Source organism: Planctomycetaceae bacterium (assembly GCA_041398825.1).
In the GTDB taxonomy this organism is placed as follows: domain Bacteria; phylum Planctomycetota; class Planctomycetia; order Planctomycetales; family Planctomycetaceae; genus F1-80-MAGs062.
In genome coordinates, this window is sequence record JAWKTX010000001.1 from 738,190 (window position 1) to 750,878 (window position 12,689).

Consider the following 12,689-nt stretch of genomic DNA (forward strand, 5'->3'; position numbering starts at 1 on the left):
GGACCATCTCCAGTTTCGGCAATACGATGGTGTGCGTTCTGTGCAGGTTTCTGAAGATTTGGTGTGGGCTGGTTCCGTGCCAGAGCAGCAACCTTTCGAGGATTCAGTATGTCACTCTCAGCAAGTCAAAAAGCAGCATTGGCAGAGGCTGGGGAGAAGTCTTCCCATGGTTCCGATGCGGCAGAGGCTTCAGCGAACGCTGGCCTCACTGCAGAGGAGATGGCGCAACTCAGGGATGAGCGTCTTGCGACAATTCGAAAGGCGGTTGAATCTGGTGACTACGATTCCGATGAATTGCTGGAACGATCTGTTCGGATCATGATTGAGCGACTTGGTCAGGATCCGGAAAGTAGTACACCGGACAGGGAAAGTAATTTACAAGACGGCTGTCAGCAATAAGCGGCGCCTGAAAAGAGAATAGGCAAAGAGGTTTATCGTGAGCGAGCTGGCTCCCCAGGATGTGGCAGTTTCCCCCGTTGAAAAGTTTCGTGAATACCTGGGTACCAAAGGTAAACGTCTGACGCAGGAACGAGAGATAATCGTTCGCGAAATCTTCGCCGACCATGAGCACTTTGATTCTGATCAGATTGTAGCCCGGCTATCGAAGCCCCGGATCAATGGTGGTCGAGTCAGTCGAGCAACCATTTACCGAACACTGAGTTCTCTTGAAGAAGCCGGCCTGATTCGTAAGGTTGCCCGAGCTAATGACCGGGAAGTCTATGAACACGACTATGGTTATCCACAGCATGACCATTTTATCTGCAGCAAGTGCAGCAAGCTGGTCGAATTTCGTAACGACGAGATCTCGGTGATCCTTGAGCGGGTCGCCAGTGAATTTGGGTTTCGAATGAATGGCCATCGACTGGAAGTCAACGGCATCTGTGCCGAATGCGCCAGGCCGCCGGAACGACGCCACCGCAAGCTGGATATGATTTGACCTGTTCTCGTCGGACTAAATGGCCTGAAGTTCCGTTGTCGCATCGCCGAATGCATCGAGATTAAGTCCCATACGATTTGCGATCGCCAGATACAGGCTGCAAAGTTTTCGATTGTCGTCGCCTTTGTCCTGGTAGTTCATGTTTCTGCCAGTTTGAAGTGCTCCACCGAGACCGCCGACGGTGAATAGCGGCACCCGGCTGGAATCATGTCGGCTGCCGGACAGCATGTTGTTGACAAAGATCAGACAGGAATGGTCCAGCACGGTTCCATTCCCTTCATTCATCGTGTCGAGCTTTGACGCCAGATAGGCCATCTGACTGACATAGTACCGAGAGATACGTTCAAAGTCGTCTGACTTATCGTTGTGTGATGCCGAGTGGTGAGCGTTGCGAACATCGAGGAACGGGTAAAACAATCCGGAGATGTCTCTGCAAAGCAGAAGAGTTGCAAAACGAGTCTTATCCGTCTGGAAGGCGATGGCTGTGACGTCACACATCAACTTCATGTGTTCACGAATATCTTCCGGCAAGCCGTTGTCCGGACGCTTCATCGCAACAAGGGGAGTTCCATTCTGCGTCGCACGCTCAGCCGCTTTATTCTGATCTCCTCTTGCGCGGTCAATCCGCTTCTCAACTTCTCGCACGCTGGTCAGGTATTCATCCAGTCGGACTCGATCGGCATCGCTCACCTGACGACTCAGGCTCGCAGCATGTTCCTGAATCCGATCCAGCACGCTCTTGTTGCGTCGATTTCCGCGATTGTCAAACAGGCTGTCGAATGCCAGTGACGGGTAGACTTCCATGGGGACAGGGGACGTTGCGTTCTGCCACGAAATATGTGAACTGTAAGCCATCGAAAAGTTTGTTTCGTGATACCCCGTCACAGGCTGTTCACAGCCAAGCACCAGACTCGGCTGAGCAGTCTCCTGCCCCAGCCTATTGGCGAGGAGCTGATCGATACTGATTCCACCTCGAAGTTCGGATCCCTTCTGAAGCGCTGCGCCGGAAAGAATGTTTCCGGTTTGTCCGGGGTGGATACCCACGCCCGTGGCATTCCTGTTGAATAAACCGTCGATGAAATTCATCTTCTGTTTCAGAGGTTCCATTGGAGAAAGGGTTTTGCTCAATTCCATTTCTCCGCCCTGCCCTTTGGCCCACCAGTGTTCCTGATTGACCCCGCAGGCCATAAACAATGCTGCAAATCGTTTCGGTGTTGGCGAGCCTTTGGTGTCGGCGACGGCAGATTCGGCGATGGTCGAACCGGATGCAGATGTCATTCCCCAGACCGGGACGGATTCCAGCCATGGCAACGCCATGGTGACGCCAGCTCCCTGGAGAAGCATTCGGCGAGGAAAGCTGCGATTTTGTCCTGAGTGATGATTCATAATTCTTTCGCTTGATTCAGGTTCCTGCGATGGAGAGTTCGGGATGTTCTACAACGCGTTTTCAGCGTCGCATCAGGAACTGTTCGCTTGTGACAATGGTTTCGATCAGGCTTCGGAATCGATAGCCGTCAGTGTGCAGCTTTGCTTTCATCTCGTCAAGAAGCAGGTCATCGGATAACAACAAACTGCGTCCCAGACCAAAGGTCAAAAGTTTTCGGCAGAACGCATCAATGAAATCGGACTCTCGATTCTGCTTCAGATACCTTTGAAGATCCACGAGCTGGCTACCCTCTGAACCATCTGGAAAGACGGCCGATGATTCGATGGGACGACCACCAAGGTCGATGGATCGCAATTCTCCAATGGGGCCGTAGTTTTCGAACACCAGTCCAACGGAGTCGAACCGGTCATGGCAGCCCGCACAGGCCGCGTGATCCCGGTGTTTTGCAAGTGCCGCCGCAAGCGTCAGGTCGCCCAACGCTGATTCGTCTTCGGGCAAGTCCGGGACATTGGGAGGCGGCGCGGGGATGTGTTCGCCAAGCAGCTTGCGAACAACCCAGTATCCTCGCTTTACGGGACTGGTGCGCAGCCCTGGCGAGTTCTGGGTGAGAAATACCGACATCGGGACCAGACCACCACGCTGCTTCTGTGCCGCCTGTTCGATTCGAATCCAGCCATCGTCTGTCGATTCTGGTGGCGATGAGGGATATTCGAGGCCGTAGTGTCGTGCGAGTGGTTCGTTCACGAACGTGTAGTCTGCGTAAAGGCAATCTAGCAAAGGACTGTCATTCTGAATGATCGAATGAATAAACCGCACTGGTTCTTCGAACATCGCGGCACGCAGTGCATCGGTGAATTGCGGGAAACGATTTCGGTCAACACTGTTATGCTCTTCGAATCGTCGAAATCCCAGCCAGTTCCCTGCGAATTCGATCGCCAGTGAGCGGGATCGTTCATCCTGCAGCATTCGCCTGACCTGCGATTTCAGTTGGTCGTGGTCCTGAAGATGACCGCTGGCTGCAAGATTCAGTAGTTCTTCATCCGGCATGCTCGACCACAGAAAGTAGCTAAGGCGACTTGCAAGTTGAAAGCGATCCAGAGCGTGTCGATTTATTGTGAGGGACGGACCGGAATCATTCGTCCGCGCAGCCAGATCCGTGCGATAGAAGAAAAGAGGTGAGACCAGTAGTGAAACAATCGTGTCCTGAATGGCTTCTTCGTGCGTCAGCCCGTCCTTCGACCTGAGTGACTGATAAAAAGTTTTCAGTTCGTGTTTTTCCGTATCCGCAAGTGGTCGCCGGTAGCATTTTGCCGCAAAAACTTCGAGCTGTACCAGGTGCGAAGCCTCTGCTGCCAGATGTGCCTGTTCGACCCACCGTATGGCACCGTTCATATTCCGGAAGTAATCGACGATCGCTTGTTCTGAGACTCCTTCAGCACCATTTCTTCGGGCTTTGTCGAGATAAACTTCAGACAGCTTTTCGATCTGATTTTCTTCCAGTGCGTTCAGGTTCTCAGGCCTCGCAAAATCGAAGACTTCATCTCGCATCCACTGAGAGTCTGTTCGCTCGAACCAGAGAAATCCCTGATACTGCCTGACGGGGGCGTAGGCGATGAAATCCAGTTCTCGCCAGAGACGATCCAGTTCGGACTTCTGGTCTTCAGTGAGGATCAGGTCGCATAGCGGCGCGTCGTCACGATAGTACCCCATCATGCTGTGGAAGCCAGCGCTAAGCAGTCGTCCTTTCTCCTGCTTTTCACGTGGTACGCCCACATAGTCGCGCCCCCGTTCAGAAATGTAGAAGGCATCTGGAAAGATGTCTGCAAATCGGGCTAATGCTCTCCAGTATTGTCGACGCTCTTCTCCATCCACTGGAAGCACCAAAGACTGTTCTTCCAGTGTTGTCGGTGCAACGTCAGGGGCGTCGATGGTAGCCGCTGAGTTGAATCGGCGACGATTGGCTGCGTATTGATCATTCTTCCAAAGCACGAATGCCTGAGCACCGCGGTGAATACCTCGTACATCGAGTCCTTCAACGGGCGGTTCCAGACGACGCCGAACGGTGGCCACAAATTCTGCCATCCTGCGGCATGCCTCCATTGCGGTTGATTCATCTGCATTGTCAGGGATTTCACGCCACATTCGACGTACGATCTCCAGTGGTCCGTAGTCGTCCTGGCTATCGATCAGCAGACGGGTTAACGTTGACAGATACTTTGCGCTGATACCAAATTCTGCAGCGACAGCATCTACAGATCTCACTGACTTGCCTGGATGAACCTGAAGTTGACGAGCAGCGAGGAAGTACGTGGCCAGGTCTGTTGGCTGTTGTCGATAGAAGTCGACAATTCGATTCACGCAGTACTTGTCGCGGTCCGTGTCCGTCATCACCGGATGGGGAGCAAAGTCAAAACCGTCTGGTTTGAGTACGAGATGCTGAACGACTTCCCGCGCGCCGGAGAGGTACTTGTTGAATAAAGCGGGAGAGAGAGTTAATGATTCTGCAGAGTTGTCAAATCCAGCTTCATTTGCGGGATCGACCGGAAACTCTCGAGTCGGCTGAATATCAACGCCCGTGAGATCGCGGATGGTGTAGTTGTACTCGGCATTGCTCAGCCGACGAACCGGTACTTCACCCGGATCACCTGCATTTCGCTTCGCCTCCGACATCAGGATTTCCCGAATCTGCCTGACAATCTCGCCAACCTGTTGTTCCGATGGCCGCGGGGAATAATCGGCGGGCGGCATTTCGTCAGCCTGAAGACGATGGATGATCTCCTGCCAGACCTGATGTCGGTCGACAATATCCGCAGCGGATCTGGTTGTTTCCAGATTCAATTTTGCCTCTGCCGTTTCCGTGTTGTGACAATCGAGGCAGTGTGTTTTCAGGAATGGTGCAATGACTGTTGCTACGTCGGCATCTTCAGCAGGAAGTGACGGACTGCCGGACAGGAAAGTCACGGCCGAAAACAGCGCGAAGCGAAGAACAGACATGGCAGGTCGATTTCGATTTGGCGGGAAGTATGATCGGTGCGTCGGCGGGAAGCCGTATTCTTGCTGAGCGTCTGTGTTGTGACAACACAATCCTTCGCCGACCTGCCGTTTCGACTTCAAATTACAATCGACAGACTGCGAAACTGCCGCGAGACTTCAGGTTGTTCGCGTCACTGCTAATCGTCGCTTCGTCAACAGAAAGAACGCTATGCGCATTCTCCTGCTTCTGGTTGCTGTGCTCTGCCCACCCGTTGCGTGTGGGCAGCTAAAGGACGGTCGATACCTGTACGTCGCGTCGCCTGGTATTCGCAACTACCCTGAATATGGTGGTCATGGCATTCTGGTGTTCGACATCGATAACGATCATGCGTTCGTCAAAAGGATTCCAACATCAGGACTCGATGCCAGTGGAAAGCCCATCAACGTGAAAGGCATCTGTGCCAGTTCCGTGACCGATCGGATTTATGTCAGCACGCTGACATCCTTAAGCTGCCTGGATCTGACGACCGAGAAATTGCTTTGGGAAAAATTCTATGACGGTGGCTGTGACAGAATGTCGCTTACTCCTGACGGCCATATTCTTTATGTGCCTTCGCTGGAAAAAGGACATTGGCACGTGGTCAACGCAGCTGATGGCAGTTTGATTAACAGGATTCAAACGAATTCCGGCGCTCACAATACGATCTGTGGTCCGAGTGGTCGATTTGCATATTTGGCGGGGCTTAAGTCGCCTGTGCTGACGATTGTCGAAACTCAGGGACATTCTGTGTTCAAGACCTGCGGACCCTTCAGCCACAATATCCGTCCCTTCACGATCAACGGGTCGGAGTCGCTGGTGTTTGCTTGCATCAACGATTGCCTGGGATTTGAAATCGGCGATCTTGAAACGGGGAAGAGAATCCACCGTGTCGAAGTGAATGGGTTTTCAATGGGGCCAGTGAAACGCCACGGCTGCCCAAGCCATGGAATTGGATTGACACCCGATGAAAAACAGCTTTGGGTCACGGATGGTCACAACAGTCATCTGCACGTTTACGATGCGACGGTCATACCACCGGTCCAGATGAAGAGTTTGCCGGTGCGAGACCAGCCTGGTTGGGTGACTTTCAGTATCGATGGTCGCTTTGCTTATCCGTCCAGTGGTGAAGTCTTTGAAACGGTGACATTCAACCAGGTGGCTCTTCTGACGGACGAAGTTGGTCGGGATGTTGGAAGTGAAAAAATGCTGGAGATTGACTGGAAAGATGGTGAGCCCGTCGCGCACGGTGATCAATTCGGGATCGGTCACTCGGAACAGTCGAATTCACGGTAACACCAGCGAGCCCTAATTTTGCACGCGCTGACGCCTGATCATTTTCTTGTCGTCGGTCGGCAGAAATTCAAACAGAAACTGCTATCGAATTGCGTATTCAGCCCGCAGTGGTGTTTCTGCAATTCCTTGCGCAATTTCGTCAGACGGCACCGCACAGGAGTGTCAGGACAGAACCGTCGTCTTGCGAATCAAACGCTTCCAGGCGACGGGCCGATAGTGCCGGATAAGCAACAACGAGGTAATGAGCGTCACGAGAGTCAGGATGGCACTGCTGCCCAGTGCCTTCAGGATCCATCCATCGCACAGGCAGCGGACGATGGCGGCTATCACCGCGACAAGAACTGCGGTTCTATTCCAAAGCAGAATACCCGCGATCGATGCTGCAACCACGGCCTGCATCAAAGCCAGAATGACGGGGCCCGTCAGGAGCCCTGTGTATCGATCATCAAAAAAATGCAGTCCAATGAACATGAGATGGCGAATGGACTGCATTCCATTGATCAACAGCAGCAGCGTCAGCGGTGCGACCGCCGCGCCGGGCATTTCTTCGTTGTCGATCGCGGCGGGAGTGTAGTCATCTGCAGGGACAGCTCGGGCTCGTGGCTTTGCCGATGGCTGTTTCTTTTTGCGTCGTCGGGGCGGTAGTACAGTGGTTTCATGACCGTTTGGAGCGGGCACCTGAAGCTGGCTGGTGCAAACGGGGCACTGGGTCGTACGGCCGGAATAACGATCATCGACGTCGTATCTTTCGCCGCAAATGCACTGTATTGAGATCATTTTCACCTTCGCCCCTTCCGCTTGCACTGGATTTCCGGGATTGATGAACAAATCACGGGAACGTGCGTTTGCAAAGAGCGGTTCACGAGAATCTGACTTCGCCGTCAGAATTTTCTATATCCACCAGAACGTGTGCAGCCGTCGGCGAGAGTTCTATTCCTGAGTGCTGATCGAAGGTTGTCTACGGGAGTTGCTTTCTGTGAAATCACTTACCTGAGTTTCCAGAGTGCTCTCGGCGACCATTCGCGAGTTTGCCACTGCTGCATGTATTCCGAGAATGTGTCCGATGAACCTGTCTGCTCATCGATGTTGATCGTCTCCGGATACTGGTTCATGGATCGGGACGGATAAGGTTCGCTGGACTGACCATAAACTGTATTCAGGTCGGCATCTTTGTCCCATCCAACGTTGTACAGAATAAAGTCTCGCTTCCAGCCCTCGGGCACTCTGCCGGTTGGTACCGCGAAATTCAGAGTCAGCTCATCACCGGGTCCCATGACAACCATTTGATCGTCTGCGTCATGGATCAGCGGCGTTGTATCGCCGTAACGCGTGAATCGGCCCATCATCGCGTGCCACCGAGGCTGTGTTGATACTGCCTGATAGTCATAGCCTTCAGGTGCATAGCCATTCCGGAACAAAGCGTTGTCGGCATACGTGCGGGCAGAGAAGCCACGGTAATGAAGATCAGCACTGATGAACGTGCAATCCTGAACAATCGTTTCTGCGTCCTGTTCGTCAACGATGAAGAAAGCTGTGTCCCAGTAAAGCTCCATGCTTGATGTTATTCGGAACCGGAAATCGTCTGTGAGAAATACATCAGACAAGTCAATGACCATGGCCTTTGTTTTTCCGCCTGGAAATCCAATGAATGGACGCGCGGTCTTCCATTGTCCCTCAGTATCAATGACTTCAAGAGATGGTGGAATCGGGCCCTGCAGGGATCGATTCTGGGAGAGGCCTGCGTTTATCGATGTGTCGGTAGGAAAGACCCAGCCGATCAGCACAAGTCGCAGGCTATGAGGCCGGTTTGGCAATCCCGGGTCAAATTCCATCGTCCATTGGTCCGTCAGACCCTGAACGATGCGTTGTTCGAAGGCTTTCGTATAGTTCCCATCCTGTGACTTCAGGGCGGGTAACAGATCATTGCCACGACCGTCAGTCACTGACGCTGGCAAGTGCCGCTTTTGCACGGTGTGAATGCGATGGGCCGCCATTTGAGGCGATCCGACTTTTTCATTTGTGAAGATGGATACATCTGCCGGATGGTCCACGGCAACCAGCTTGACTTCGTCAAAGTAGGCGGCTTCCCAGAGTTCTTCAGTAAGTTGCAGAGTGTACTGCTGATCTCTTTCGGCGAGCTGTTCCCCCGGAATCAGCAGGTATTCCCAATCGCGTGTTGGTGCGAGGTCACCGTTTGCCTGAACCAACCCGATGGGAGCGGCCCAGAGGCAGTCACTGAAGAATTCGAACTGCGTTCCGTTCCAGGTGTAAATATACGGGCAGGATCCCTTGAGGATTTGTGGATGCAATGCTCCCACGTGCGGCTTCAGAAGATTCGGAACCACAATATTCTGAGGGACGCCGTCGGTCCATATGACTCTGACAGCATCCGCTTTCGGTGCATCCCCGATTCCAAGATGCAACCTTGGTTTGTCGATGATTAACGATTGTCGGTGAGTCCCTGCGATACATTCCATGACGCCACCGATCGCGTGCATGTTCACCCGCTGCGAAGGAAACTGTTCGGGATTGCCTTCACTCCTGGCCACGATATCCAGCCATCCGTTTGTATTGCCGCCTTCGTTGCTCAGCAGATGCAGCGAATCACTGGTCGCCACAATCAAATCCAGATCACCGTCATCGTCTGCGTCGGCAACTGCGATGGTTCGGGCATCCAGATCATCAGCAATCAAGCCAGTGATTTCCGAGAATGATCCATCGGCCAAGCCGCGAAACAGCCTGACCTTGCCGGCTGCCAGTGCGATGATATCCGGAAATCCATCGTTGTCGACATCCTCTGCAGCCATGCTGGTTACGGCATCTGTCGTGACGATCTGCTTTCGAAGCAAAGACATTCTGCCCGTCATCGAAGTGGCTGTCATTGTCACAGTCAGGCCCTGCGGGCCGCAGGTCAGCAGGTCCCAGCTTTGATTCCTGTCACAATCCAGGATCCTGACCTCCGATGCCGCGGGCACCTGTTCAATTCCGTCCGTGTCGGTCAGCCAGCGGAAGCGACTGTGCAGCATGTTCTGTAGAGTACCGGCCGCGCCATCGAGGCTGACTCCAACAAGATCCATCGCGACATCACGATTCCAGTCACCGATTGCTAACGCCGAAATCGGATATTCTGGTGCAGCGATGCTTTCTGTCACGATTTCAAATCCAGAGCGTTCCAGATTCAAAACCACAGTCAGGCCTGCTTCAGTTGCGGCGATGATATCCAGGTCGCCGTCCGCTTCGATGTCCGCCACTTCCACATCGTTGATCGTTGCGGGGAGGTTGATCTGGGTGATGGTTTCCAAACTGCGTACGTTGTCATCGGTCGCGTTGTTTCTGAACAGGCTGATCGTAGTTGCATGCCAGGCAATCACGTCCAGGTCTGCATCAAACCAGCGATGCTTGCCAGCCGGGTCCGTCACAGTCCTGCGATCTCCATCGCGATCACGCAGTAATACCGGGGCCTTCAAATCAGAAATCATTCGATCAAAATCGCGGTCCAGGTCGGCCAGCTTGAAGCCACTGAAGGGAAGTTCGCCGGCAGCTTCTGCAATGGCCGTCCATTTGTCCGTTTCCACATCGCGCGCATAGATTTGAATCTTTCCCTGCGAGCATACAATCAGGTCGTCCACACCATCCAGATTCATGTCCTGAAATTCAATCTGTGACACTGCCTGAACGCCGGGCAGTCCTTCGCCCCTGGTGAACGATTTAATGACAATTTCGGAATTGACTGTCAGCAGGCCAACTTGCCTGCAGTTGTTAGACAATGTCAGCTTTCGAAATCGGTCAGCACATAGTCCAGCGGTGCGGTCAATCCGTCTTCGGTCAATCTGTGTTGCCAGTTCCGGCAACATCAGGTTCTTTGTGATCATGGCCGTGCCCATCAGGGCCGCGTGATTCGTGCCATCGAAACCCGCCATTGCTTTGTCAATGACTTCCAGCAAGTCGGTCTTCCGCTGTTTAACGATGGATGCATTCAGCGGTGCGACCAGGCTTCGAGCCGAACGTATGGTCTCTGGAATTTTCCTGGCTGCCTCCTGGACCATTGGGTCTTTGGAATTGAGTCCAAGCGCCTGACGTTCCAGTAATTTGTGGACGACAAACATGTTGTCCGGTTGTAGTTCATGGGTTTTGATGAGTGCATTAATGGGGCCAGCTGTATCGTTGAAATCGCGATGCCCTTCCATTGCCGCTGCCAGAGCAAACCAGTACTCCGGAAGGTTGCTGGCTTCTGCCGCTTTCCTCAGCAAATCAATTCCTTCTGCGGCCGTGGATTGTTGCGGTGAATCGCTGTGAACTAACAAACGCCCGAGCATATGGTCGGCCAGCAACGCATCCTCAGGAGAGGCTGCCCGCATTGCTGTGATTGCTTCTTTTGCACCTGCGATGGCTGCAGCGTAGGCATCCGGATCGCTCGATTGAGAGAATGGGGATTCGCGATCCAGTAGCGCCAGGACGCGTTCAACTGCCAAATTTCGTAAAGCCGCTCGATCCTGAGGCAGGAGCTTCGCCAGTGCGGTCAAAGCTTCTTCTGCCGGAGCCCACTCTTTGTTTTCCAGATGCCCAAGCCCCCTGGTCTTGAATTCAATGGCCTGGCGGAGATCTTCGGAGGTTAAGGACTTCGTTGCGGCCTTGTTGGCAGAAGCATCGGTCACGGGATCTTTTGACGATTCGACGTCGTTGCGACAGCCGGTATTCAGGCCGAATAGACTCGCCATACACGCAATTCGAATCAGGTTGCGAACTTCCATAGCCATCCAAACTTTCCGAACCAGGCCGCTTCAACATGTATGGTGGGAGCGGCGTCTGACGTTAACAGGATTCAGTGGCGGCGCCCCCTGCCAGATTTACGAAGAATACCGAATCTGTACGAACGAAAAAGTCGAGCATACCTTAGTTTTGTTCTCGCTTGCTCGCCCGTTCATCGCAATAAGCCCGGCATGGGTAAGGAGATTCGGTGGACTTGCCCTCGACGCGTCAGTGAATGCAGGGGGCCGGAAAAGCTCTCGCTGATCACTCGGCTGGACGTAGAAGCGACGCCTGACTGGAGAGCTGCCTCCCTGACAAGCGTCGGCCGAGCGAGAAGAGTGGTTTGAGCCGGAAGGCAACACCACGATAGAAAGCACTTCGGATTGCGAACGCAGCGACGTGTGAGTGCCTCGGTCGCCCGGTAACGTCCGCACGCAATCTCCGTTCGTGCGGATCAGGCGGCTGCTGGCATCAGTTCGTGACTGATGGCATCGATTTCTGATTCAGTGATCTGATCAAGCTGATCCGCGTATCCAACCAGTAACGCCATGTCGGCCAGTCTGTTGAGCCTTCGCGGATTACCGCCCGTGACTTCGTAAAGGCGGTTTACGGCGTCGTCGGTGAAAATCGGTTCCGTAGATCCGGCCGCCTGTAAAGCAGATCGAACGTAGTCCTGTGTTTCTGTCAGTGTCAAACCCTGCAATGCGGCCGTAACAGCGATCCGGTCGCAAATTTGAACATGCTTGCGAAGTTTTGCGGACAGCACAGGCTGGCCCGCGACAATGATCGATAAACGGATGGATTCTTCGGCATCACAGATGCTTAACAGCGGCTGGATTACCTGCATTAAACAGGCGTCGGACATCTGATGAGCGTCGTCGAAACAGATTAAAGTCTGCTTGCCGTCGTTCGTCAGACGGATCAGGCTTGATCGGATTGAATTCAGTAGTGAGTCGGTCGGCAGGTCGATGTTCCTGACCGCTTCTTCATTCTGAAGGTCGGCCGTGATGATGCGAAGCAGCTCAACCGGAGCAAGCAAAGAGAACGGCACGTAGACGATCGGAGAAAACCCGCTCGATGCAAAAGACTTCATCAGGCTGGACTTGCCGGTCCCCGATTGTCCAATCAGCATCCCTATGCCCAGACTATTGTCCATGCAGTATTTCAGACGCAGTTTTGCTGCCTGTTGAGAATGGTTGCGGTACATCGCAGACGTGTTTATCCGTTGGATGAACGGCTTGTGGGTCAGATTCCAGTAAGATTCGTACATGCCGGATATTTCCAGTCAACGTTTCACAAGGAGGCTGTTT

8 protein-coding genes are annotated in these 12,689 nt (G+C 53.3%); 3 read left to right on the top strand and 5 right to left on the bottom strand.

What is annotated here, in order from left to right; all coding sequences use genetic code 11:
- Positions 1-108 precede the first annotated feature (108 nt).
- Together R3C20_02605 and R3C20_02610 are read left to right on the top strand one after the other, a co-directional pair.
- The gene (locus R3C20_02605; GenBank protein ID MEZ6039368.1) at positions 109-399 is read left to right on the top strand and encodes a hypothetical protein; all 291 of its coding nucleotides are present in this window, start codon (positions 109-111) and stop codon (positions 397-399) included.
- 37 nt (positions 400-436) lie between these two features.
- Positions 437-937: a transcriptional repressor gene (locus R3C20_02610; protein MEZ6039369.1), complete on the top strand. Its 501-nt coding sequence runs from the start codon at positions 437-439 to the stop codon at positions 935-937.
- Between the two features lie 15 nt (positions 938-952).
- On the opposite strand, the gene R3C20_02615 is transcribed toward R3C20_02610, so the two are convergent.
- Both R3C20_02615 and R3C20_02620 read right to left on the bottom strand, forming a co-directional pair.
- Positions 953-2,323 carry a DUF1552 domain-containing protein gene (locus R3C20_02615; GenBank protein MEZ6039370.1) on the bottom strand — a complete coding sequence of 457 codons (1,371 nt, stop codon included), beginning with the start codon at positions 2,321-2,323 and terminating at the stop codon, positions 953-955.
- A gap of 61 nt (positions 2,324-2,384) precedes the next feature.
- Entirely contained in the window at positions 2,385-5,318 is a 2,934-nt protein-coding gene (locus tag R3C20_02620; GenBank protein MEZ6039371.1) for a DUF1592 domain-containing protein, read from the bottom strand.
- A gap of 208 nt (positions 5,319-5,526) precedes the next feature.
- Between R3C20_02620 and R3C20_02625 the strand changes: the two genes are divergently transcribed.
- Complete coding sequence (locus tag R3C20_02625) at positions 5,527-6,630, top strand: hypothetical protein (GenBank protein MEZ6039372.1); 1,104 nt, start codon at positions 5,527-5,529, stop codon at positions 6,628-6,630.
- Between the two features lie 162 nt (positions 6,631-6,792).
- Here R3C20_02625 and R3C20_02630 read toward each other — a convergent pair whose 3' ends face one another.
- From R3C20_02630 to R3C20_02640, 3 genes are all read right to left on the bottom strand, one after another.
- Complete coding sequence (locus tag R3C20_02630; protein MEZ6039373.1) at positions 6,793-7,407, bottom strand: hypothetical protein; 615 nt, start codon at positions 7,405-7,407, stop codon at positions 6,793-6,795.
- Between the two features lie 209 nt (positions 7,408-7,616).
- Positions 7,617-11,387 (bottom strand): CRTAC1 family protein, encoded by a 3,771-nt coding sequence (locus R3C20_02635; GenBank protein ID MEZ6039374.1) that lies wholly within the window; start codon positions 11,385-11,387, stop codon positions 7,617-7,619.
- Between the two features lie 446 nt (positions 11,388-11,833).
- Positions 11,834-12,649, bottom strand: coding sequence for an AAA family ATPase (locus tag R3C20_02640; GenBank protein MEZ6039375.1), 816 nt, complete (start codon positions 12,647-12,649; stop codon positions 11,834-11,836).
- Between the last annotated feature and the right edge of the window lie 40 nt (positions 12,650-12,689).